The organism is Actinokineospora terrae (assembly GCF_900111175.1).
In the GTDB taxonomy this organism is placed as follows: Bacteria; Actinomycetota; Actinomycetes; order Mycobacteriales; family Pseudonocardiaceae; genus Actinokineospora; species Actinokineospora terrae.
Genome location: NZ_FOGI01000007.1, coordinates 395,489 through 419,128 on the forward strand (window position 1 = coordinate 395,489; position 23,640 = coordinate 419,128).

General features: G+C 70.7%; 20 protein-coding genes. 16 read left to right on the forward strand and 4 right to left on the reverse strand.

The window, feature by feature from the left end; translation table 11 throughout:
- The first annotated feature begins 120 nt into the window (after positions 1-120).
- The 8 genes from BMY07_RS18275 (at position 121) to BMY07_RS18310 (ending at position 10,310) form a co-directional block, all read left to right on the forward strand.
- Positions 121-435 carry a hypothetical protein gene (locus BMY07_RS18275; protein ID WP_092779776.1) on the forward strand — a complete coding sequence of 105 codons (315 nt, stop codon included), beginning with the start codon at positions 121-123 and terminating at the stop codon, positions 433-435.
- Positions 432-1,760, forward strand: a complete 1,329-nt coding sequence (locus tag BMY07_RS18280) for a PPE domain-containing protein (RefSeq protein WP_092779778.1) — start codon at positions 432-434, stop codon at positions 1,758-1,760. Before BMY07_RS18275 ends, BMY07_RS18280 begins: the two co-directional genes overlap by 4 nt.
- Complete coding sequence (locus tag BMY07_RS18285; RefSeq protein ID WP_092779780.1) at positions 1,757-2,500, forward strand: ESX secretion-associated protein EspG; 744 nt, start codon at positions 1,757-1,759, stop codon at positions 2,498-2,500. Before BMY07_RS18280 ends, BMY07_RS18285 begins: the two co-directional genes overlap by 4 nt.
- Positions 2,501-2,553: 53 nt before the next feature.
- The gene (locus BMY07_RS18290) at positions 2,554-3,546 is read left to right on the forward strand and encodes a SurA N-terminal domain-containing protein (protein WP_092779782.1); all 993 of its coding nucleotides are present in this window, start codon (positions 2,554-2,556) and stop codon (positions 3,544-3,546) included.
- A complete protein-coding gene (locus BMY07_RS18295; RefSeq protein WP_092779784.1) occupies positions 3,543-4,451 on the forward strand; it encodes a nucleoside triphosphate pyrophosphohydrolase in 909 nt (302 codons plus the stop codon). Before BMY07_RS18290 ends, BMY07_RS18295 begins: the two co-directional genes overlap by 4 nt.
- A gap of 883 nt (positions 4,452-5,334) precedes the next feature.
- A complete protein-coding gene (locus BMY07_RS18300; RefSeq protein WP_092779786.1) occupies positions 5,335-8,535 on the forward strand; it encodes a S41 family peptidase in 3,201 nt (1,066 codons plus the stop codon).
- A gap of 16 nt (positions 8,536-8,551) precedes the next feature.
- Positions 8,552-9,385: a class I SAM-dependent methyltransferase gene (locus tag BMY07_RS18305; RefSeq protein WP_092779788.1), complete on the forward strand. Its 834-nt coding sequence runs from the start codon at positions 8,552-8,554 to the stop codon at positions 9,383-9,385.
- A gap of 100 nt (positions 9,386-9,485) precedes the next feature.
- Positions 9,486-10,310 carry a lytic transglycosylase domain-containing protein gene (locus BMY07_RS18310; RefSeq protein ID WP_245782467.1) on the forward strand — a complete coding sequence of 275 codons (825 nt, stop codon included), beginning with the start codon at positions 9,486-9,488 and terminating at the stop codon, positions 10,308-10,310.
- A 724-nt stretch (positions 10,311-11,034) separates the two neighbouring features.
- Here BMY07_RS18310 and BMY07_RS18315 read toward each other — a convergent pair.
- From BMY07_RS18315 to eno, 3 genes are all read right to left on the reverse strand, one after another.
- Positions 11,035-11,523 (reverse strand): DUF501 domain-containing protein, encoded by a 489-nt coding sequence (locus BMY07_RS18315; RefSeq protein WP_092779790.1) that lies wholly within the window; start codon positions 11,521-11,523, stop codon positions 11,035-11,037.
- Positions 11,520-11,978, reverse strand: coding sequence for an FtsB family cell division protein (locus BMY07_RS18320; protein WP_245782468.1), 459 nt, complete (start codon positions 11,976-11,978; stop codon positions 11,520-11,522). The genes BMY07_RS18315 and BMY07_RS18320 overlap by 4 nt, the downstream gene beginning before the upstream one ends.
- A 71-nt stretch (positions 11,979-12,049) precedes the next feature.
- The gene (gene eno, locus BMY07_RS18325) at positions 12,050-13,336 is read right to left on the reverse strand and encodes a phosphopyruvate hydratase (RefSeq protein ID WP_092779794.1); all 1,287 of its coding nucleotides are present in this window, start codon (positions 13,334-13,336) and stop codon (positions 12,050-12,052) included.
- A 157-nt stretch (positions 13,337-13,493) separates the two neighbouring features.
- Between eno and BMY07_RS18330 the strand changes: the two genes are divergently transcribed.
- Both BMY07_RS18330 and BMY07_RS18335 read left to right on the forward strand, forming a co-directional pair.
- Complete coding sequence (locus tag BMY07_RS18330) at positions 13,494-13,880, forward strand: tetratricopeptide repeat protein (protein WP_092779796.1); 387 nt, start codon at positions 13,494-13,496, stop codon at positions 13,878-13,880.
- 97 nt (positions 13,881-13,977) lie between these two features.
- Positions 13,978-14,232, forward strand: a complete 255-nt coding sequence (locus BMY07_RS18335; protein WP_121393767.1) for a hypothetical protein — start codon at positions 13,978-13,980, stop codon at positions 14,230-14,232.
- A 55-nt stretch (positions 14,233-14,287) separates the two neighbouring features.
- On the opposite strand, the gene BMY07_RS18340 is transcribed toward BMY07_RS18335, so the two are convergent.
- Complete coding sequence (locus BMY07_RS18340) at positions 14,288-15,925, reverse strand: acyl-CoA dehydrogenase family protein (RefSeq protein ID WP_092779800.1); 1,638 nt, start codon at positions 15,923-15,925, stop codon at positions 14,288-14,290.
- A 263-nt stretch (positions 15,926-16,188) separates the two neighbouring features.
- Between BMY07_RS18340 and BMY07_RS18345 the strand changes: the two genes are divergently transcribed.
- From BMY07_RS18345 to BMY07_RS18370, 6 genes are all read left to right on the forward strand, one after another.
- The gene (locus tag BMY07_RS18345; protein WP_245782469.1) at positions 16,189-17,451 is read left to right on the forward strand and encodes a lytic transglycosylase domain-containing protein; all 1,263 of its coding nucleotides are present in this window, start codon (positions 16,189-16,191) and stop codon (positions 17,449-17,451) included.
- A gap of 359 nt (positions 17,452-17,810) precedes the next feature.
- The gene (gene dpgB, locus BMY07_RS18350) at positions 17,811-18,503 is read left to right on the forward strand and encodes an enoyl-CoA-hydratase DpgB (protein WP_177215628.1); all 693 of its coding nucleotides are present in this window, start codon (positions 17,811-17,813) and stop codon (positions 18,501-18,503) included.
- A 264-nt stretch (positions 18,504-18,767) separates the two neighbouring features.
- Positions 18,768-19,739, forward strand: coding sequence for a Ppx/GppA phosphatase family protein (locus tag BMY07_RS18355; RefSeq protein ID WP_092779804.1), 972 nt, complete (start codon positions 18,768-18,770; stop codon positions 19,737-19,739).
- Between the two features lie 278 nt (positions 19,740-20,017).
- A complete protein-coding gene (locus BMY07_RS18360) occupies positions 20,018-21,688 on the forward strand; it encodes a peptide ABC transporter substrate-binding protein (protein ID WP_177215629.1) in 1,671 nt (556 codons plus the stop codon).
- Positions 21,689-21,763: 75 nt separating this feature from the next.
- Positions 21,764-22,693, forward strand: coding sequence for an ABC transporter permease (locus BMY07_RS18365; RefSeq protein ID WP_092779806.1), 930 nt, complete (start codon positions 21,764-21,766; stop codon positions 22,691-22,693).
- Entirely contained in the window at positions 22,686-23,639 is a 954-nt protein-coding gene (locus BMY07_RS18370) for an ABC transporter permease (protein ID WP_092779808.1), read from the forward strand. The genes BMY07_RS18365 and BMY07_RS18370 overlap by 8 nt, the downstream gene beginning before the upstream one ends.
- Position 23,640: the final 1 nt, after the last annotated feature.

Here is a 23,640-nt window from a genome sequence, read left to right on the forward strand (position 1 = left end):
CCGGCGACTAAGCGGCGTCCAGGGCGTGGACGGTGCTGTGGTCGGTAACACAGGTCCCGCACTCGGCGACTCCCCTGGCGAGCGGCCTGGAAAGGGCGGCTGACCAGGGGAGGAACGGTCATGAGCGGCGAGTTCTCGATCAGTCCCGACGAGGCGCGCCGCGCTACCGCGCACTGCATGGCGCAGATCAACCGGCTCGACGCGCTCGTCGCGGGGGCGACGGTGCACGAGTACATCGACTACGGCGACTGCCGGTCGGGCCGGGAGATGGCCTTCAAGTTCGCCGACAAGGCCGCCGCGTACCACGGTTTCGACCACCGGGTGGCGCAGGTCCGGGCCGAGTTGTGGGACATGGCGGAGAAGTTCCGCGCGATCGCCGACGGCTACGCCGAGGCCGACCTCGACAGCATGCGGTGGATCGGTGGCAGCCGGTGACCTTGGAGCCCGCCAGAGTTCCGCACTACGGCCAGTTCCCCGAGCACGGCCAGTTCGCCGGGTTCGACTCACCTCGACTGGCCGAGTTGGACAACTGGTGGGTGTGGGACCACCACGACCTCAAGCGCATGGTCCACGGGATCGACATCGGCAAGATCGACGCGGCCGCGCACGGGTGGCGGGACCTCGGCGCGAGGTTCGTCCAGTCCTTCGAGGACTTCAGCGACGACCTGTCGAAGATCGTTGGCGTCAGTTGGACCGGTGAGGCCGCCGAGCGCGCTAGCGCCACCGTGAACCCTTACCGCGCGTGGGCCACAGACCTGAGCGACTCCATGCACGGCACAGCGGACAAACTCGCCGAGGTAGCCCAGGCGGTCCGCAACACCAAGGCACACCTACCTGAGCCCGTTGACTTCAACTGGCGACGCAACATGACGGCTGCCCTGACGGGTGCCGCGTTCGGCGGCGGCTACGGCCCTCTAGCGGCAGCAAGTGCAAGCGCCGCTGGCGTCTACGACATGCGTCAGCAGTTCGACGAACGCGAGGCCGCACTAGCCCGTGCGCGCCAGGTCATGGCCACGTACTTCACAAGCCCTTATGTCTACGTCGACAGCAGCGTGCCCGCGTTCCCACCACCACCGGGTACGCGCACGGGCGATAGCCCGCAGTCCTCGTCCAACGTCTACCAGGCCACGGCGTCCGATTCGCGTCCCCAGTGGACGTTTGTCGACCGCCGTCCCGTATTCGTACCAACGCATGTGTCGCCATCAGGTCCACCCGACTACACCGCCCCGTCGAGACATCCGGCCGACTACCTCCCGCCCGCGGCGCACCACACGACGGTGTCATCGGGTGTTGTGTCATCACCCGTTGTCCCATCGGGCACTGTGCCGCCGAACGCCGTATCGCCCACCGTGTCCTCCGCGACACCAACCGTGCCAACGGTTCCGGCGTCCACCGTGCCGTCCTCGGCTCAGCCGCCGATCACCGGTGGGGCTGTTCCCGCAGGTAGCCGCATGCGCACCGGGGTCGGTTCGGGTCCGAACGCGACCGCGCGGACGGACTCGCGCGGCCCCCGCCCGTGGTCGGCCACGGTGCCACCAGGGCAGTTCGGCCCTACCGGTGGGCCCGCGTCGGCGAAAGGGTCCGCTACGGCGCCCCGCCCCGGCTCGGCGGGCGCGCCGGGACCGATGGGTGCGCGCGGCTCCTCGACCGGGGACGAGGACACCGAGCACCGCAACCGGTACCTGACGGAGATCGACAAGGACGAGGTGTTCGGCGCAGGCATCCAGGCGGCGCCGCCCGTGATCGGGGAGCAGCAGTGACCCTGACGACCCAGCTCGGCTGGACGCTCACCCCCGAGGAGTTCGGCCACGTGTGGGACCGGCTCGGCATGGACGTCTTCCCGTACCCGCTGCAGGTGGCCCGCGCTGGCATCACCCAGCGCGAGCAGGCGGAGGTCAACGAGCGGGTGCGCGCCAGGCTGCGCACGGCGGGCATCCTCGGCCGCGGCGACCGGGTCGACCCCGAGCTCGACGCCAGCCTGCGGATGCTGCACGCCCCCGAGATCTCCGTCGACTCGGTGTGGATGGCCGAGGACGGCTCCGACTCCCCGCACCGGGTCCTGGCCGCCAGGGTCGGCAGGCGCGCGGCCATCGCCACCCAGGAACCCGGACCGAGCGAGCACGCGGGCGGCGACGTCCTCGTCCGCGATGTCGGGATCAGCGCCCTCGTCTCCGCCGTCGTCGCCGAACTGCCCGCGGACCGGGCTGGCAGGCTGCCCGGCGGCCAGTGGCCTGCCGAACAGGCCGAGCAGGTGTCCGCGCTGACCGAGTTGCTGGCCGCGCGCAGGCTCCGGGCCGGGCAGCTCGGCGTGACCACGCACGGTGAGCGCGGCCCGTCGCTGTTCTGGTTCGACGTCGCCGGTGACGGCCGCTACGCGCTGATGCGCACCGTGCGCGCGGACGGCCGCCCCTGGGTCGCGCTCGCCCCCGCCGACGCGGCCATGCTGCGCGAGCAGCTCGCGCACCTGCTGCGCGGCGGCGGCGCCGCTCACGGCGTGTAACACGGTCGGGTACTCGTCGCCGCGTCAGGGGTCCTGTGAGAGGCTTGGCCACTGTGACCACCGTCATCCGCCGCCGCAGCCCCTTCGTCGCGTCTCTCCTCGCGCTCGGACTGGTGCTCGGCGCCTGCGCGAGCGGGCCAAGTCAGGTGAACACCGCCGCGATCGTGGGCGGCAAGACCATCGGCGTCAACGAGGTCCAGGACCTGGTGGAGAAGGCCACGCAGGCCGAGCCCGCCGTGCGCGTGCTGGCCGACCAGCGCAAGCTCGCCCTGCTCTCCCGCGCGATCCTGCGCCAGCTCGTGCTGCACGAGCTGATCGAGGACTACTCGGCGAAGCAGCGGATCACCGTCGAGCCCGCCGCGGTCACCGAGCTCGCCGAGCAGATCACCGGCTCGTTCAAGGAGTTCCCGGCGGACGGCAGCGCCTCGCCCGAGGCCATCGTGCAGCAGGCGGTGAACCGCACCTTCCCCGCCGACTACCTGGCGCACGACTACCTGCTGCTGGCCCAGTTCGGCACCGCGCAGCTGGACAAGCTGTCGGTCACCTTCGACTTCACCCTGGTCGCCGCCGCCGAGCAGGGCAAGACCGGGTCGCTGCGCCAGCAGGCGCTGGACAAGGCCAAGGAGCTGTCCCAGGGCCTCGCCGAGGCCGCGAAGGTCATCGACGCCGACGTCGCCGCCGGTGCGCAGGCCGCCAAGGGCGAGACGCTGACCCCGGGCGCCGCCCCGGACATCGCGGGCACGGTCATCTTCGGCGCCCCGGCCAACTCGGTCATCGCGTTCCAGCCCAACCCGGAGAATGCCAACTGGGTGGTCGCCGTCATCCTCAAGCGCACCCAGGACGGCAAGCCCACCGCCGAGGCCCAGAACGACCCCCGCGTCGCCACCTCGCTCGGCCGCAGGCTGCTGCAGACCACCGGCCAGGACCTCGGCATCACCATCAGCCCCCGCTACGGCGTGTGGGACATCGCCGACATGAACGTCGCGGGCAGCGAGTCCGAGACCCTCGGCGTGGTCATGCCGATCAAGAACACGCCCCAGCGGTGACCCCCCACCCGGGCACCGCCGTGGTGGTCCTCACCGCCACGACCCTGCCCGCGTCAGCACTACCGCTCCTCCGCGCCGCCAGCCACGTCTACGTCGCAGGCGGCGTCGACCCGGCCCTCGGCGACGGCCCACTTCCCCCGGACGTGTCAACCGACGCCCCGATCGTGTTGCTGACCGACGACCCCACGTACTCCTTGCCCGGCGTCCCGGTCTACCGGACCAGCGGTGCAGGCCTGATCCTCGCGGCCCAGGTCATGGACACCCTCCGCTCGCCAGGCGGCTGCCCGTGGGACGCGGAACAGACGCACGAGTCTCTCCGCCAGTACCTGGTCGAGGAGTCCTACGAACTCCTCGACGCCATCGACGAGTCCGACCGCGCCGCCCTCCAAGAGGAACTGGGCGACGTCCTCCTCCAAGTCCTCTTCCACGCCCGCATTGCCTCGGAAGACCCCACCGCCCCCTTCACCATCGACGACGTCGCCACTGCGCTGGTGGACAAACTGGTCTCCCGTCACCCACACGTGTTCGCAGACGGCCCGGCGGTGTGGGACGCGGAAACGCAGCAGGGGCGATGGGACGAGCTGAAGCAGCAGGAGAAGCAACGCTCGTCGAGCGTTGACGGGGTCGCCATGGGGCAGCCCGCGGTGGCGTTGGCGGCGAAACTGGTGCAGCGGGCGGGGAAGGCTGGGTTTCCGGCTGACCTGCTGCCTGAGGGGGAGTCGGTGGGATCGCAGCTGTTCGCTCTGGCGGCCCGGGCTCGGTTGAGCGGGGTGGATCCGGAGCAGGAGTTGCGTGAGGTGGCTCGGGGGTTCGCGGATCGGGTACGAGCAGCGGAGAAGTCGGCTCGGGCTGCGGGGGTTGAACTCGGTGCGGAGGGGTGGCGGGCGCACTGGGGTTCGGCTTGATCTTGGTTCGGGTTGGTGGTTTGTGTTGTTGGCTGTGGGCGTTGTCCTGATTGGGGTTGTCCCGATGGGTGTGGGTTGTCCACAGCGGTGGTTTTCAGTCTTCTTGGTTGATGGTGGCTCTCGGTAGGCTGTATCGGGGGCTGCTTTGGCGGGTTTGATCTTGAGCTGGGGGTAGTCCGGCTCTCGGTCTCGCCTGCGGCGTCGACGGTGAACGGCTCGCCTTCGGCATTGCGTGGGGGCGCGAGTTTCGAGCTTTGCTCGATGGGGCGAACTTGTTTTGTGCGGAGCCCCTACGGCACCCGGGCAGAACCACAAAGCAGGGGCCGAAAAGCAGGCCCTGCCACGGTGAGCGACGCTACGGGTGCCGTCCCCCCACACAAAACAAGTCCACCCCATCGAGCCGGCTTGGCACCAGCGACTCCGAGGAGCGCGTGGTGGGCCAACGTTGTTGGTGGCGCGTTAGGGCAACGTCTGTGAGGGGCGCGTTTCGGCCAACGATGGTGAAGGCCGGGTGGAGGCCATCGTCGCCGAGTCTTGAACGGCTTGGATCAGCCGCTTCTCGCCGAGGATCGTTCAGGGCGGGTACTTGTCCACAGCCCCTTCAACCATCCACAGCCGGGCGTCGAGGGCTATTGACAAACCTTCGGGGTCGATAGGTTCAGAGATGGGGCCCCGGGCCCCGGGAGGGTGGGTCCCGGGAGCGGAGTTGATCTTGAGGGGGCGGGGGTGGTGGCGGGGGATTGGTTGCCGGGGGGCGGGGGAAGTGGCTTTGTGGTGGGGAAGTGGCTGACATGGGGTGGGGCGCTACGGCAGTCGGTGGATGGGGTGGGGTTAGGCGGTGAAAGTGGCACCGCGGTGGGGCGAGTGTGGCTAACTTGGCAGGGTGACCGACGCCTACCTGAGATTTCCCCACCTGCACGCGGACCTGATCACCTTCGTCGCCGAGGACGATGTGTGGTTGGCGCCGGTCGACGGCGGCCGGGCGTGGCGCTTGTCGGCTGACCAGGTTCCGGTGAGCAACCCGCGGTTCTCGCCGGACGGGTCGACGATCGCCTGGACGAGTGCTCGTGATGTCGAGCCGGAGGTGCACGTCGCGCCGGTGGTGGGTGGGGCGAGTGACCGGTTGAGCTACTGGGGTGACGTCAACACCGCCGTCATCGGGTGGACCGGGGACGGCAGGGTGGCGGCGAAGTCGTCGACCGGGCGGGCGTCGATCCGGGCGACCTGGGCGTACGGGCTGCCGCTGGACGGGGCGCCCGCCGAGCGGTTGCCGTACGGGCCGGTGGCCTCGCTCGACCTGGCCGCCGACGGCGGGGTGGTGCTGGGCACGCCGATCTCCCGCGAGCCCGCCTGGTGGAAGCGCTACCGGGGTGGCACCGCGGGCAAGGTGTGGGTGGACCGGCGCGGCGGCGGCGACTTCGAGCGCATCCTGTCCGATGTGGACGGACACATCGTCTGCCCGCTGTGGGTCGGCGGCCGGATCGCGTTCCTGTCCGACCACGAGGGCGTCGGGAACCTCTACTCGTGCGAACCGGACGGTTCGGACGTGCGCAAGCACAGCGACCACAGCGGGTTCTACGCCCGCAACGCCAGCACCGACGGCGAGCGGGTCGTCTACCACCGCGCAGGCGAGATCTGGCTGCTCGACGGCCTCGACGCCGAGCCGAGGCCGGTCGAGGTGAAGCTCGGCGGCCCGCGCGGGTCGCGGCAGGTGTACCCGGTGAACGTGGGCCGCAACATCGGCTGGCTCGGGCCGGACCGCTCGGGGCGGGCCAGCGCGGTCGAGGTGCGCGGGACCGTGCACTGGGTGACCCACCGCGACGGCCCGGTGCGGGCGCTGTCGGTCGAACCCGGTGTCCGCGCCCGGTTGCCGCAGGTGCTGGGCACGACCGGGCAGGCGGTGTGGGTGACCGACGCCGACGGCGAGGACGCGCTGGAGTTCGGCCCGGTCGACGGCCGCGAGCCGGGGGTCAGCCCGCGCCGGGTCGCCACCGGGGAGCTGGGCCGGGTGCTGGAACTGGCCGCGTCGCCGGACGGCAGGCGGGTCGCGGTGGTCACCCACGACGGGCGGCTGCTGCTGGTCGACGCCGACGACGGCGAGGTCCGCGAGATCGCCAGGGCCACCGAGTCCGACCCGACCGGGGTCACCTTCTCCCCGGACTCGGCGTGGCTGGCCTGGTCGCACCCGGGGCCGGACCCGTTGCGGCACATCAAGATGGTGAACACGACCAGCCTCACCGTGGTCGAGGTGACCCCGCTGCGGTTCGTCGACTCCGACCCGGCGTTCACCCTCGACGGCAAGCACCTGGCGTTCCTGTCCTCGCGCAGCTTCGACCCGATCTACGACGTGCACGTGTTCGACGTGTCCTTCGCCAACGGCTCCCGGCCCTACCTGGCGCCGCTCGCCGCGCTCACGCCGTCGCCGTTCGCCCCGGTCCGCGAGGGGCGGGCCTTCGGCGGTGACGACGACAAGGACCGCGACAAGGACTCCGACGACAAGACCCCGCGCACCTCTGTCGACCTGGAGGGCATCACCGACCGCGTGGTGGCCTTCCCGGTGCCCGCCGCCCGCTACTCGCGGCTGCTGGCGGTCAAGGGCGGCGTCGCCTGGCTGCGCGACCCGCTCACCGGCTCGCTCGGCGACGACCTCGACGAGTCCGGCACCGCGGCCCCCCGGTCCCTGCTCGAGCGCTACGACCTGGCCAAGCTCAAGGTCGACGTCCTGGTCGACGGCCTGGACGCGGTGTGGCCCAGCGGCGACGGCAGCCGCATCGTGGTCCGCGACGGCCGGACGCTGCGGGTGCTGCCCGCCGACCGCAAGGCCGACAACGACGACCACTCCGAGGACAACATCACCGTCGACCTGAGCCGGGTCCGGGTGCGGGTCGACCCGGCCGCGGAGTGGCGGCAGTCCTTCGACGAGTCCGGCAGGCTCATGCGCGACCACTTCTGGCGCGCCGACATGAACGGCGTCGACTGGGCGGGCGCGCTCGACACCTACCGCCCGCTGGTCGACGCCATCGGCTCGCACGACGAGCTGGTCGACCTGCTGTGGGAGGTCAACGGCGAGCTGGGCACCTCGCACGCCTACGTCCTGCCGACCAGCGGCGGCGGCGATTTCCGGCGCAGGCTCGGCCTGCTCGGCGCCGACTTCGAGCGCGACGCGGACGGCGCGTGGCGGATCAGCGCGATCGTGCCGGGGGAGACCTCCGACCCCAAGGCCCGCTCCCCGCTGCGCGCGCCGGGCGTCGGCGTCCGCGACGGTGACGCGATCGTGGCCGTCGACGGCATCCCGGTCGACCCGGTGCGCGGCCCGGCGACGCTGCTGGTCGGCACCGCGGGGAGCCCGGTCGAGCTGACCGTCGAACCCAAGGGCGGTGGCGCGACCAGGCGCGTCGTGGTCGTGCCGCTGCTCGACGACATGCCGCTGCGCTACCAGGCGTGGGTCAACGACCGGCGCGCCCACGTGCACGCCGCGACAGACGGCCGGATCGGCTACCTGCACGTGCCGGACATGGTCGCCAACGGCTGGGCGCAGTTCCACCGGGACCTGCGGCTGGAGATGCGCCGCGGCGGGGTGGTGGTCGACCTGCGGGAGAACCGCGGCGGGCACCTGTCGCAGCTGATCGTGGAGAAGCTGAGCCGCCGCATCGTCGGCTGGGGCCGGGCCCGCGACGGCTACTACGAGGAGACCTACCCGGTGGACGCGCCGCGCGGGCCGGTGGTGGCCGTGGCAAACGAGTTCTCCGGCTCCGATGGCGACATCGTCAACGCCGCGATCAAGGCGCTGGGCATCGGCCCGGTGGTCGGCACCCGCACCTGGGGCGGCGTCGTCGGCGTGGACATGCGGTACCGGCTGGTCGACGGCACCCTGGTCACCCAGCCGCGCTACGCCACCTGGATGGAGGGCACCGGCTGGGGCATGGAGAACCACGGCGTCGACCCGGACGTCGAGGTGGTCGTGCGCCCGCAGGACCACGTGGCCGGGCGCGACCCGCAGCTCGACGCCGCCATCGAGATCGCCCTGGAGCGGTTGGCCGCCAAGCCCGCCGCGACGCCGCCGCCCATCCCGCCGCTGCCGTAGCGGCAGGATGAGGATCATGGACTTCGACACCGAGACCGCGGCCATGATCCACGCGAACGAGGCGAACTGGGACGCCCGCACCCCGATCCACCTCGCGTCCGGCTTCTACGACGTGGCCGGGCGCGACCCCAGGGCCTGGTTCGGCGACTTCGAGTGGGCCGACCTGGGCCCGCTCGACGGCAAGGACCTCGTGCACCTGCAGTGCCACATCGGCGCCGAGACCCTCGCGTTCCCGCCGCTGGGCGCCAGGGTCGTCGGGCTGGACATCTCGGCGGCGTCGGTGCGCGCGGCCGAGCAGCTCGCGGAGGCCAAGGGGGTGGCGGTCTCCTACGTGAAGGGTGACGTGCACGCGGCCGTCGCCACCCTCGGCGAGTCCCGCTTCGACGTCGTCTACACCGGCAAGGGCGCGCTCTGCTACGTGCCCGACCTGGACGTCTGGGCCGCTCAGGTGGCCGGGCTGCTGCGGCCGGGCGGTCAGCTGTACCTGGTGGAGTTCCACCCGCTGCTCAACGCGCTGAGCCCGGTCCCGCCCGCGGACGGCAGCGAGGAGCTGCTGCTGCGCCACGACTACCTGAGCGGCCGCGGCGCCATCGAGCGCGACGCCACCCGCACGTACACCGACGGCCCGGAGCTGGCGTCGGCGCGGGTGTCCTACGAGTGGCAGCACGGCATCGGCGACGTGGTCACCGCCCTGGTCGGCGCGGGGCTGCGGATCACCCGGCTGCGCGAGACCGAGCAGCTGCCGTGGCCGCGGTGGTCGACCATGACGACCACCGGCGGCTGGTTCTCGTTGCCGGGGACCGCGCCCCGGATCCCGTTGATCTACGCGGTGCAGGCTGTGAAGGCGTAGCGATTTCGGTTGGCGTCCGCGCTGGTCACCACGGGTGCGGCGGTCGCAGAGGACAGAGGCCGCGGACGAGCACCGCCGGTGAGCACGTAGCCTGGATTTCGTGGCCGCCTCTCCGACACCCCAGCCGACCACGCTGTCCATCCCGCTGGAACCGGCCCCGGAGCCGCGACGGCGCCGGGGTGTCCGGGTGGTGGCGCGGCTCGCGCTGGTCGCCTTCCTGGTGGCCCTCGCCGCCGGGACCGTCCTGCTGCTCGACGACGGCGACCCGCCACCGCCGCCCCAGCGCTTCGCCGTCGTCGAGGTGCCGGTCCGCCGCGGCGAGGTGCCACCGCACGCGGCGCCGGTGCCGGTGGATGACCTGCAGGGGTGGATCAGCAGGCTGTCGGCGGCCACCGACATCCCGGAGCGCACCCTCCAGGCGTACGCGACCGCCGAGACCGCCACCAGGCAGCGGCTGCCCGCCTGCAACCTGACCTGGGTGACCCTCGCGGGCGTCGGCCGCGTCGAGTCCCACCACGGCCGCTACGGCGGCACACGCGTCGGCGCTGACGGCCAGTTGTCCAAACCCATCATCGGCGTCCCCCTGGACGGCTCCCCCGGCGTCCAGGCCATCCCCGACACCGACGGCGGCCGCCTCGACGGCGACCCCCAGTGGGACCGCGCCGTGGGCTCCATGCAGTTCCTCCCCACCACCTGGTCCCGCTTCGGCCTCCGCGCCGCCGCCGACGGCGCCCAACCAGACCCCCAGAACGTCGACGACTCAGCCATGACCGCCGCCAACTACCTCTGCACCTCCGGCGGCGACCTGGCCACGGGCCCAGGCTGGTGGAAAGCCATCCTCACCTACAACGAATCCACCCGCTACGCCCAATCCGTCTACAGCGGCGCCGCCGCCTACGCCCAAAAAGCCACCACCCTCGGCTGACCCCTCCCCCCACCCCAGGCGCCCCGCCGCCCCCCAGCTCAAGATCAACTCCGCTCCGGGGACCCACCCTCCCGGGGCCCGGGGCCCCATCTCTGAACCTATCGACCAGGACGATCTGTCAATAGGGCTTGGCCGGGGTCTGTGGATGGTTGACGGGGTTGTGGACAGGTCCCTGCGCTGGAGGATCGTCGGCTCGAAGCGGCCGATTCGAGCTGGTGGACTTGGCGACGATGATCTCCACCCGGCCTTCACAGACGTTGGCCAACCCTGCGCCCTGAACAACGTTGGCCAACCACGCGCCCCTCTACGACGTTGGCCCTGGACCGCTCCTCGGAGTCGCTGGTGCCAAGCCGGCTCGATGGGGTGGAGTTGTTTTGTGTGGGGGAGCGCCAGTCGTAGCGTCGTTCGCGGACAGGGCCATGCTTTTCGGCCCCTGCTTTGCGGTCCTGCCACGGCTGGTGTCGGGGCCCCGCGCAAAACAAGTCCACCGCATCGAGCACAGCTCGAAACTCGCGCCCGGGCCAATGCCGCAGGCGAGGCGTTGATCGTCGATGGCGAAGCCGAGTTCGAGAGCCGGAACACCCCTCAGCTCAAGATCAAACCGCCCACAGCACCCCCCGATATACAGCCTACCGAGAGCCACCGACAGAGCGCCCCAACCGACGCAACCCCCTGTGGACAACCCACCCCACAAGATCGCCCACCCAAGATCACCCGCTAAAGCTCAACCCGCACAAACCCCCACAGGCCAATGCGGCGAAAGCAACTCCAACGCTTCATCCCCAAACGGGTTCACACCCGCCCCCTTGGCCAACGAATGCGCCACCAACGCGTGCAAGCACTTGACCCGCCCAGGCATCCCCCCAGCGGTAACCTGAGTCCCCAACGGATCCAACGCGTCCCGCTCATCCAAATAGGACTCATGCGCCCGCAAGTAATGCGCAGCCAACTCCGGATCCAAAGCCAATCGATCCGTCATCTCCCGCATAACGCCACTGGTCTCAACCGTGCTGATAGCCGCAGCAAGCCGGGAGCAGGTCAAGTAATACAGCGTAGGAAACGGCGTCCCATCCTCCAACCGAGGATTCGTCTGGATCACCGCCGGATGCCCACTAGGACAACGCGCAGCCACCGCTCGGATGGCGCGCGGCTGGCGCCCAAGCTGTTCAGCGATCGTGGCCAGGTCAAGGTCGCTAGGCGGCTCAAGGGTCACCGGCCCGCTCCGGTGACCGAGTCCCACAGGCCCTCGTACCAGGCCTGTTGCGGGATCGGGTGGCCCGGTTGGCCTGCGCCGGGTGCGGTGGCCGGGTCGCTGGGGAGTTCGACCATGTAGGGGGTTTCTCCTGGCATCACGTAGCGGAGTCTCTCGCGGGCCTGGGCGCGGATCTGCTCCGGGTCCGAGAGGCGTTCCTTGCGCGCGTTGAGCTCGGCGACCTGGCTGACCAGTTCGGCGTGGCGCTGTTCGTAGACCTCGATCTCGGAGCGCTGTGACAGGTAGTTGCGCAGCGGGACCGCGATGCTCAGGGCCAGGGCGCACACCACGGTGGCGACGACGGCGGCGCGGCGGGTGGTGGCCAGGCCGAGGATGCCCTTGCGGGTGTGCCTTGGCTTGGGCTGCGACTGCGGCTCGCGCGCCGGGGTGGTGGTGGTCGGGCGCGTGCGCCGCACGCGTGCCGGACCGCGGGCGACGGGGTCGCGTCGCCCCCGGCCTCGTTCGGTTCCGCGCCCGACCATCGGCGTCAGGACTCCGCGGTGAAGCGGGGGAAGGCGAGTTCGCCCGCGTAGCGCGCGGCGTCGCCCAGGGTCTCCTCGATGCGCAGGAGCTGGTTGTACTTGGCGGTGCGCTCGCCGCGGGCCGGGGCGCCGGTCTTGATCTGGCCGACGCCGGTGGCCACGGCCAGGTCGGCGATGGTGGTGTCCTCGGTCTCGCCGGAGCGGTGGCTCATCATGCTGCGGTAGCCGTAAGAGGTGGCCAGGGTGACCGCGTCCAGGGTCTCGGACAGGGTGCCGATCTGGTTGACCTTCACCAGCAGCGCGTTCGCGGCGCGGCGGGCGATGCCCTCCTCCAGCCGGTCCGGGTTGGTGACGAACAGGTCGTCGCCGACGATCTGCACGCGCTCGCCCAGCTCGGCGGTCAGCCGCACCCAGCCGTCCCAGTCGTCCTCCGAGAGCGGGTCCTCGATCGACACCAGCGGGTAGGAGTTGACCAGCTCGGTGTAGTACGCGATCAGCTGCTCGGAGCTCTTCTTGCTGCCCTCGAAGGTGTAGGCGCCGTCGGAGTGGAACTCGGTGGCGGCGACGTCGAGGGCCAGCGCGATGTCGCGCCCGGCGGTGTAGCCCGCCTTGTCGATGGCCACCAGGATCAGGTCGAGCGCCTCGCGGTTGTTCGACAGGCTCGGCGCGAAGCCCCCCTCGTCGCCGAGGCCGGTGCCCAGGCCCTTGGCCTTGAGCACGGACTTGAGCGAGTGGTAGACCTCGGTGCCCCAGCGCAGCGCCTCGCGGAAGCTCTCCGCGCCGATCGGCGCGATCATGAACTCCTGGATGTCGACCGCGGTGTCGGCGTGCGCGCCGCCGTTGAGGATGTTGAGCATCGGCACCGGCAGCACGTGCGCGTTCGGGCCGCCCAGGTAGCGGAACAGCTCCAGGCCGCTGGAGTCGGCGGCGGCCTTGGCCACCGCGAGCGACACGCCGAGGATGGCGTTGGCGCCGAGCCGGGACTTGTCCGGGGTGCCGTCGAGGTCGACCAGCTTCTGGTCCACGATCCGCTGGTCGACGGCGTCGACGCCCTGCAGCTCGGGGCCGATCTCGTCGAGCACCGCGGTGACGGCCTTCTCCACGCCCTTGCCGAAGTACCGGTTGGGGTCGCCGTCGCGCAGCTCGACCGCCTCGTGCTCACCGGTGGAGGCACCCGAGGGCACCGCCGCGCGGGCCAGCGTGCCGTCGTCGAGGGCGACCTCGACCTCGACGGTGGGGTTACCGCGTGAGTCCAGGATCTCGCGCGCGCCGACCTGCTCGATGACCGCCACGTGGTGCTCCTAACAACGTCTGCCGACTACTCCGGGTCGAGCCTAGCGGTGCCCGGACCCGGTCGGAGACGAACACGACCGGGGGATGGCTCACATCGTGGAGCGAGTTGTTCTGGGGTCGAACTACCACCCCGTCCCGCGTAGAGTTGATCTGACCATGAGCCACGAGCCCGCAGAGGTGTTCGCCGCGTTCCGCCACGCAGAGTCACTGGTGGCCCAACGCAGGCCCCTCGACGCCCTCGCGGCGCTCGCCCCGGTGCTGGAGGCCGAGCCGGACGCGCCGAGCGTGCACCTGCTCGCGGGCCGCGCCTACCTGGGCTCGGCCCAGTTGCGCCGCGCCGAGCAGGCCTTCCTGCGGGTGCTCGAGCTCGACCCGTCCGACCACTACGCCCGCTTCGCGCTCGGCAAGACGCTGCAGCGGCAGAGCAGGCTGACCGAGGCGCAGACCCAGCTGCGGATGGCGGTCGCGATGAACCCGCTGCCCGAGTACCAGGAGGCGCTCGGCGAGGTCAACGCCAGGATCTCGGTCGAGAGCGACCGCTGAGCGCGCGGGTTCCGGCCATCACCGCGGGTGCCCGCCCGGTGTCGGCGAAAATATCCCGGTCCGAGTCGCGTCACCTGCCGACGGGAGAATCCGGAGGATGAGCATCCAAGAAGAAGCGCAGCGGTTGAACGGCGTCGCGGACCGCGTCCCGGTCAACGCCACCCAGCAGTTCCTCAGCGAGTTGGGCAACATCGGGGCCGAGGTGTCGTCGATCCTGGGCAGCACGTCCACCTCCGGCAACATCACCAACCTGCTGCACCAGGCCGAGTCGCACGCCGAGGCGCTCAACCAGGCGCTGCAACAGGCCCGCCAGGCCATCCAGGACGCCGCGCAGCACCACCTGACCGGCTGAGCGGCGACAGCCGCCGACCGGCACGGCTGGTCGGCGGCCAGTCCACACCCGACGATCAGCGGGCCGCGGGCGTCACCCGGTCCACCAGGTCCCGCACCGGCACACCGCGCGGCAGCACCCCCAGCACGCCCGACCGCGCTCCCAGCCGCGACGCGACGAAGGCCTCGCCGACCACCGGCGACACGCGCAGCAGCAGGCTCGCCTGCAAGCACAGCGCGATCAGCTCGGCCACCCGCCTGGCCCGCTCCGGCGCGGGATCCGCGATCTCCGCGCGCAACTCCGCCACCGCACCGTCCAAACGCGAGTCAGCCCCGGCGGTCGACGCCAATTCCTGCCACAACGCCTCCACGGTGAGCGGCTCGCGCTGGACCGCCCGCAGGACGTCGAGCGCGGTCACGTTGCCCGAGCCCTCCCAGATCGACATCAGCGGTGCCTCGCGGTAGAGCCGCGGCAGACCGGATTCCTCGACGTACCCGTTGCCGCCCAGGCATTCCAGCGCCTCGGCCACCACGCCGGGCGCCCGCTTGCACACGGTGAACTTCGCCGCGGGCAGGGCGAGGCGCAGCAGCGGGGAGCCGGAGTCCACGAGGGACGCCAGCCACATCGCCAGCACGGTCGCGCCTTCCGACTCCAGTGCCAGGTCGGCGAGCACCGCCGTCATCGCGGGGTGCTCGCGCAGCGACGAGCCGAACGCCGTGCGGTGGGCGGCGTGGTGGGCCGCCTCGGTGAGCGCGGCGCGGATGTTCGAGGTGGAGCCGAGGACGCAGTCGAGCCGGGTCATCGTGACCATCTCGATGATGGTCCGCACGCCGCGGCCCTCCGCGCCGACCCGCCAGCCGGTCGCGCCGGTGTACTCCAGTTCGGCGGAGGCGTTGGACTTGTTGCCCAGCTTGTCCTTGAGGCGTTGCAGGCGCAGTGCGTTGCGGGTGCCGTCCGGGAGTACCCTGGGCAGCAGGAAGCAGGTGAGGCCGCCGGGCGCCTGCGCGAGGGTGAGGAAGAGGTCGTTCATCGGGGCCGAGGTGAACCACTTGTGGCCGACGAGCGCGTACGTCCCGTCCCCCGAAGGTGTTGCTGTGGTGGAGTTCACGCGGACGTCCGAGCCGCCTTGCTTCTCCGTCATGGACATCCCGGCGAGCAGCCCCGCTTTCGCCGCCGGGGGGCGCATACCGAAGTCGTAAGCCGAAGAGAGCAACCCGGGTTCGTAGACGGCCGCGAGGCTCGGTTCGTGGCGCAGCGCGGGGATCACCGCGTAGGTCATGGAGATCGGGCAACCGTGACCCGCTTCCACCTGCGACCACAACGCGAAAGCCGCCGCGCGGCGCAGGTGCGCGTGCTCGCCCGCGTCCGGGGCCCAGGGGGCGGCGTGCAGCCCGTGTGCCACAGCGCGTGTCATCAGCCAGTGCCAGGACGGGTGGAACTCGACCTCGTCCACCCGGTTGCCGTACCGGTCGTGGGTGTGGAGCACCGGAGGGTGTTCGTTGGCCAACCGTCCGTGTTCCCGCGCCTCGGCGGATCCGGACTCCCGCGCGACCGCGGCGAGCGAGTCGAGTACGCCGTCCGACCCGAACGCGCGCACCGCGCTGACCAGCGCCGGGTCACACGCGAGGGGGTCGAGGCGATGCAGTGGTGGGGTCTGGTTGACCACGAGGTGGGTGCGTTCCAGCGGGCGCGCGGTGAGCTCGGTGCCGGTCATTACCGAAGGGTAATCCCGGCGGCGGGGCAACCCGGGGCGGTCCGCTTTACGTCCCTCCTCGGTCAAGAACGCCACAACTCGTACCTCAGGGTTAACAACGGACGGACGTAAGGGCGGCAGGTGACGACTTCTGGACCCTTTTACCGCGGCTTCGCCTGCCGACGATGACTCTGGGACCGAGATGAGGCAGGGTAGATGACCGGACACACGAGCACGGGTCTGCGGCGGCAGGCGGAAGCACAACCGAGGGGCGGGGTTTGACGGTGAGTTCCAGGACCGGGGGCGGGAAGGCGGGCAAGCACCGGCAGCAGAGAAAGCGCAGACGGGGCGCGGCCGCGGCGGCAGGCGCGTTGCTGCTCGTCCCCGTCGTCGTCGCGGGCGAGCCGGTGAACTTCGCCGGTGCCGATGACGCGGGCGGTGTCACGCTGGCCAAGCACGTCGGTGGTGGGCTCTTCGGCCTGACCGACCCCAGCGAGGTGGGCGCGGACGGTTCCGCGCCGGAGAACACCGAGCTCGGCAAGCAGATCCTCGCCCTGGCGGGTACGCCGGAGCTGCTCAAGTACACGGCAGGCCCAGCGGTCTCCCCGCTGCCGGGCGGCCCCAACGGCATCCCGGGCACGATGCTGCAGGCCTACATGCGCGCCGCGCAGACGCTGGCCACCACCACGCCCGGCTGCAAGATCGACTGGCCGCTGCTGGCCAGCATCGGCCGCATCGAGTCCAACCACGCGCGCGGTGGCCGGGTCGACGCCAGCGGCCGCACCGCGAGCCCGATCCTGGGCCCGGTGCTCAACGGCGGTGGCTTCGCCGCGATCCGCGACACCGACGGCGGCCGCTACGACGGCGACGCCCGCTGGGACCGCGCGGTCGGCCCGATGCAGTTCATCCCGTCGACCTGGAAGGGCTACGCCTCCGACGGCAACGGCGACGGCGAGACGGACCCGAACAACATCTACGACGCCACCCTCGGCGCGGGCAAGTACCTGTGCTCCGGTGGCCTCGACCTGTCGAACCCGCAGCAGCGGGCCACGGCGGTGTTCCGCTACAACCACTCCGACAGCTACGTGCGCACGGTCCTGATCTGGGCCGACGCCTACGCCAAGGGCGTCACGCCGCTGCCGAGCACCCCGGTGGACCAGGCCGAGCAGCTCGCGCTGCCCGCACCGGTCGAGCCCAGGCCGCAGGGCGGCAACACCCCGCCGGTCGAGGGTGTGCAGCCGACGCAGAACCCGAGCACCCCGCCGGTGGGCACCACGCAGCCCTCCGGCTCCAGCGACGCCTCCACCACGACCACGGAGCCGACCGCGAGCCAGACCACGGCCCCGACCAGCACGCCGACGACCACCACCGACCCGACCAGCAGCACCACGACGCCGACCACCGCGCCGAGCTGCGTCGAGCCGACCGAGTCGACCACGCCGACCCCGACGCCCACCACGACGCCCGTCCCCGACCCGTGCGCGCCGCTGAGCTCGCCGGTCCAGGCCACCGGTGCCGCTGGGTCGACCGTCGTGCCGACCCCGTAAGACCGCGGCGACAACGCCGAACGGAACCGCCCCACTCGATTCGAGTGGGGCGGTTCTCGCATTCGGCAATTGACGATCTTGGCTCGCCTGGGCACTACCCTGTGCCACAAGGCAAAGATCTTGTGGGCGGCCCACCAGAATAGTCGCCGACGCGGTGCGCGGTGGCGCTTTCGCCGATGCCGCAGCCGAAGGACCCGACTTGGTTGACACCGCTCACCGGCTGTGCGCATCCTGGGTGCCGCCAGGGGGTGTTTGTTTTTTTATATATTCCACACCGCGCGCCCATCGACTGTCGCTTGTGGACGGTCGAATGGCGCGTGGGCCGGGGTGGGGCCCGGGGGAGCAGTCGAGGGGGAGCGATGACAGGTCCAGTCCCGAGGTCCACCGACCGCGCGGCCGGTCGACCCGGGGTCGGTGCGCGCGGTGACCGGCCCATGGCCGAGCTGGCGGTCCTGCTCGAGCGGGCGTGCGCGGCGGCGGAGCGCGACGGCGGGCCGCTGGTGCTGTGGCACCGCGCGACGGCGCGGACGTGGCCGGGCACCGCGGACGTCGCCGACGTCGCGGCCTGGGAGCGGGTGCTGCGCCGGGTCGAGCGGATCGACGTCCCGGTCGTCGCCGTGGTCGTTGGCGCCTGCTCCGGCCCGGCGCTGGAGACCGCGCTGGTCGCCGACCACCGCATCGCCGCCGCCGACGCGCGGATCGGGCTGCCGCGGGAGCGGGGCCGGGTCTGGCCGGGCATGGTCCTGCACCGGCTCGCCACCCACCTCGGCGCGGCCAGGGCCAGGAGCCTCGCCGTGCGCGGCGCCGAGCTGACCGCGGCGCAGGCGCTCCGGGTCGGCCTGGTCGACGAGGTCACCGACGACCCGGCGGCCGCGCTGGCCGCGGTCATCGCCGACGCGGGGGCGCTGACCGGCGGGTTCGCCACCCGCAGGGCGCTGCTGCTCGACGCGGCGGGTCGCGACTACGCCGCGGCGCTCGCCGCCCACCTCGCCGCGTGCGACGCCGAGCTGTCCGAGGTGGACCGGCCCACCCGCGTGCCCTCCCGGCTCTGACCGCCGCCACCACCGCGTCGGCCACTTCCTTCACACTGTTGCGGGATGGCAGCGTGACGACTGACAAATGGCAACCGGTAATGAAGCGCCGACCGCGCCACTCGTTATTGACGGGCTGTGTCGCGCCTTGCCCGTCCCGGTGAATCCGGACCCCACCGGGTGCGATCGGCGCACGTCCGCGCATTCCGACTCGGCAAAGCCCCGAAAGCGGCGGCACCCGGCCCGGCAGGACACGCCGGAAAACCGGCGCTTAGGCTCGTGCCCATGAGCAGAGTGGCCGCCATCGACTGCGGCACGAACTCGATCCGCCTGCTGGTGGCCGAGGTGGCCACCGGGCACGACGGTTCGGCCGCCCTGCGCGACCTGCACCGGGAGATGCGGGTGGTGCGGCTCGGCCAGGGCGTCGACGCCACCGGCCTGCTCGCCCCCGAGGCCATCGCCAGGACCAAGTCCGCGCTGGTGGACTACGTCGGCGTGCTGCGCGGCAAGGGCGTCGAGCGGGTGCGCATGGTGGCCACCTCGGCCACCAGGGACGCGGCCAACCGCGCCGAGTTCTTCGCCATGACCAGCGAGGTCCTCGGGGTCGAGGCCGAGGTCATCAGCGGTGCCGAGGAGGCGCGGCTGTCCTTCCTCGGCGCGGTGGGCGACCTCGACCCCGACGACGGGCCGTTCCTGGTCGCCGACGTCGGCGGCGGGTCGACCGAGCTGGTCCTGGGCAGCTGGGACGGCGTCGAGGCGCGCTTCGACGGCTCCCACTCCGCCGACGTGGGCTGCGTGCGGCTCACCGAGCGGGCGCTGCGCTCCGACCCGCCGACCGCGGCCGAGGTGGCCGAGGCCGACGCGGTGGCCACCCGGCTGCTCGATGAGGCGTTCGCGCAGGTCCCGGTGGCCTCGGCGCGCACGTTCGTCGGCGTCGCGGGCACCGTCACCACCATGGCCGCGATCTCGCTCGGGCTGCCCGCTTACGACCCGGACCTGATCCACCTGAGCCGGATCCCGTTCGCCGGGATCGAGTCGATCACCGCCCGTCTGCTCACCGCCGGTCACCACGAACGCGCCGCCATCGGGGCCATGCACCCCGGTCGGGTGGACGTGATCGGTGGTGGCGCGGTGGTGGTCCGGGCCCTGGCCAGGCGCGTCGCGCTGGAGACGGAGATCACAAGCCTTCTGGTGAGCGAACACGACATTCTGGACGGCATCGCGCTGTCGGTCGCGAAGGCCGCGGGCCATCAGTGAACCGCATCAGTTCTTTGGATAGCCGTCATAACATTGCCCTGACACAGAATCGCCAACGACAAACTGTTCGGTTAGCGGTCACTCTCCGAAGAGGCCATCCCCCAAACGGATGAACTCGCGCTGATTGTGACTCGTTTGTGACGCTGTCGATCGCCTGCTGACTCACCCCTCCGGTTAACTTCCACTCACTTTCGGAGCGGGCGGTTCCGCTCCGCGATCGACGACTGCCGTTGGGCGTACCAAGCCTGAGCACGTCGAACTAGCCTGGGAGGAGACCCATGCGCAAACCACGCTGGATAGCGGCATCGGTGATGCCGCTTGCACTCGCGCTCACGATCGCGGGGTGTGGCGGTGGCAGCGAGGACACCGGCAGCGGCGGCACCACCGGTGGCAACACCGGGGCCGCTGACGCCGATGGCGCGCTGTCGGCCTTCGGTACCGAGCCGGAGAACCCGCTCGTGCCCGGTAACACCACCGAGAGCGGCGGCAGCAAGGTCATCCGCGCCCTGTTCGTCGGTCTGACCAGGTACGACCCGGTCACGGGCGAGTCGAAGAACGCGGTGGCCAAGGAGATCGCGACGACCGACTCCAAGACCTACAAGATCACGCTGAACTCGGGCTGGAAGTTCCACGACGGCACCCCGGTGAAGGCCAAGAACTTCGTCGACGCCTGGAACTACACCGCCTACAGCCCCAACGGGCAGCAGGGCGCGAGCTTCTTCGAGCAGGTCCAGGGCTACAAGGACGTGCACACCGAGGACCCCGACGGCACCGCGGGCCCGCAGAAGGCCCCCGAGCCCACCGCGAAGGAGATGTCCGGCCTCAAGGTCGTCGACGACTCCACCTTCGAGGTCAACCTGAACGCCCCGTTCGCGGTCTTCCCGCTGAAGCTGGGCTACAACCCGTTCTTCCCGCTGCCGGACTCGTTCTTCGCCGACCAGAAGGCCTTCGAGGCCAAGCCGATCGGCAACGGGCCGTTCAAGTTCGTCTCGCGCAAGCCCAACGCCGAGATCGTGCTGACCCGCAACGACGACTACGCCGGTGACGACAAGGCGAAGTTCAAGGACCTCACGTTCAAGATCTTCGAGTCGAACGAGGCCGCCTACACCGCCATCGTCGGCGGTGACCTGGACTTCCTCGACACCATCCCGCCGACCGGCATCGCCGGTGGCAAGTACAAGCAGGACCTCGAGGGCCGCAACGGGTCGACCCCCTACATGGGCAACCAGACCCTGACCTTCCCGTACTACGACCCGACCTACACCAACGCCGACCTGCGCAAGGCGCTGTCGCTGGCGATCAACCGCCAGGAGATCGTCGACAAGATCTTCGACGGCACCCGCATCCCGGCCGACGGCTGGGTCAACCCGGCTGTCCCCGGCTACGCCAAGGGCCAGTGCGGCGACCTGTGCACCTACAACCCGGAGAAGGCCAAGGAGTACCTGGCCAAGTCCGGCTTCAAGGGCACCGTCAAGCTCTCGACCAACGCTGACGGCGGTCACAAGGACTGGATGACCGCGACCTGCAACAGCATCAAGAACGCGCTGGGCATCGAGTGCCTCTACGAGCCCATCCCGACCTTCGCCGAGACCCGTCAGAAGATCAACGCGCGCCAGATGAACGCGATCTTCCGCACCGGCTGGATCGCGGACTACCCGTCGATCGAGAACTTCCTGAACCAGCTGTACCGCACCGGCGCGTCCTCGAACGACGGTGAGTACACCAGCCCCAAGCTCGACGCGATCCTGGCCAAGGCGGACTCCGCCCCCAGCGTCGACGAGGCGAACAAGCTGTACCAGGAGGGTGAGCGCGTGCTGGCCGAGGACTTCCCGGTCATCCCGCTGTGGAACCAGACCGCCCAGTACGGCTGGTCCGAGCGGCTCGACAACGCCCGCCTCAGCTCGCTGCGTGAACTCGACCTGACCAGCGTGACGGTCAAGAAGAAGTAGTTCACACCAGTTCCACTCCGGGCCGGGGGTGCGGCGATCCCGCGCCCCCGGCCCGGAGTCAGGTTGGGAGAGACAATGGGACGCTACGTCCTCCGACGACTACTACAGCTGATCCCGGTGTTCATCGGGACCACCTTCCTGATCTACTGGCTGGTCTGGAGCCTTCCCGGCGACGCGTTCGCGGGCAAGTGCGGCGACCGCCCCTGCCCGGACGCCTACGTCCAGGCCATGATGGACAAGTTCAACCTCGGCGACCCGCTGATCGTGCAGTACGGCAAGTACATGCTCAACGTGCTGCAGGGCAACTTCGGCGAGACCTTCCGCGGGCTCGACGTGGGTGAACTCATCGGTGAGGCCTACCCGAACACGATCCGCCTCGCGCTCGTCGCGCTGGCGATCGAGGCCGTCATCGGACTGGCCGCCGGTGTCCTGACCGGCCTGCGCGGCCGCGGCTTCCTGGACAACCTCGTGCTGGTGTCCACCCTGTTCCTCATCTCGCTGCCGGTGTTCGTCACCGGCTTCGTCCTGCAGATCACCCTCGGGTTCGAGCTCAAGTGGATCAAGACCACGGTCTCCGCCTCACCAGCGCCGTGGGAGCACCTCATCGTCCCCGGGTTCGTCCTCGGCAGCCTGTCCATGGCCTACGTGACCAGGTTGACCAGGACGTCCATCGCGGAGAACAAGCGCGCGGACTACGTCAGGACCGCGACCGCCAAGGGACTGCGCCAGCGGCGCGTCGTCGGCGTGCACCTGCTGCGCAACTCCGCCATCCCCGTGGTGACGTTCCTCGGTACCGACCTCGGCGCCCTCATGGGCGGGGCCATCGTCACCGAGGGCATCTTCGACATCAAGGGCATCGGCAGTCTCGTCTACGACGGCATCATCGGCAAGGAAGGGGTAACGGTCACCGGCGTCGTCACGCTGCTGGTGATGGTCTACCTGTTGTCGAACCTGCTGGTGGACCTGCTCTACGCCGTCCTCGACCCAAGGATCCGCTATGACTGACCCGAGCACCGCGAGCGCGGTGACGACCGCCCCAGAGGAGTTCGTCACCGCGGCCGAGCACGCCGAGGTCAAGGGCAACAAGCCCCGCAGCCTCGCCTCCGACGCCTGGCACGACCTGCGCAGGCGACCCCTGTTCATCGTCTCCGCCGCGCTGATCCTGCTCGTGCTGCTCATGGCGTTCTGGCCGAGCCTGTTCACCTCGGTGGACCCGAACTACGCCGAACTGGGCAAGAGCCGCGAGGGACCCTCGGCGGCCGCCTGGTTCGGCTACGACAACCAGGGCTATGACCTGTTCTCCCGCACGATCTACGGGAGCCGGGCCTCGATCATCGTCGGTGTGGCGGCCACCCTGCTCACCGTCCTGATCGGATCGACCTTCGGCCTGCTCGCCGGGTACTACGGCGGCTGGCTCGACGGGCTCATGTCGCGCATCGCCGACGTCTTCTTCGGCCTGCCGTTCGTCCTGGGCGCCATCGTCATCCTGTCCAGCTTCCGCGCCAGCGGCGACACCAGCGCGACCCAGATCATCCTGCTGGTCGTGCTGTCCATCTCGATCCTGTCCTGGCCGGTGTGCATGCGCATCATGCGGTCGGCGGCCATCGCCGCCAAGCAGCAGGACTACGTCAAGGCCGCCCGCGCGCTCGGCGCCAGCACGTCGCGGATCATCCTGCGGCACATGCTGCCCAACGCGGTCGCCCCGGTGCTGGTCTACGCGACCATCGCACTCGGCGCGTTCATCGGGGCCGAGGCCACGCTGTCGTTCCTCGGCATCGGGCTGCGCGCGCCGGTCGTGTCCTGGGGCGTGATGATCTCGGACTCGCGCGACGTGATCCGGGTGGCTCCGCACAGCCTGCTGTTCCCCGCTGCGTTCCTGACCGCGACCGTGCTCGCCTTCGTGATGCTCGGCGACGCCGTGCGCGAAGCGCTGGACCCCAAGGCGAGGTAGC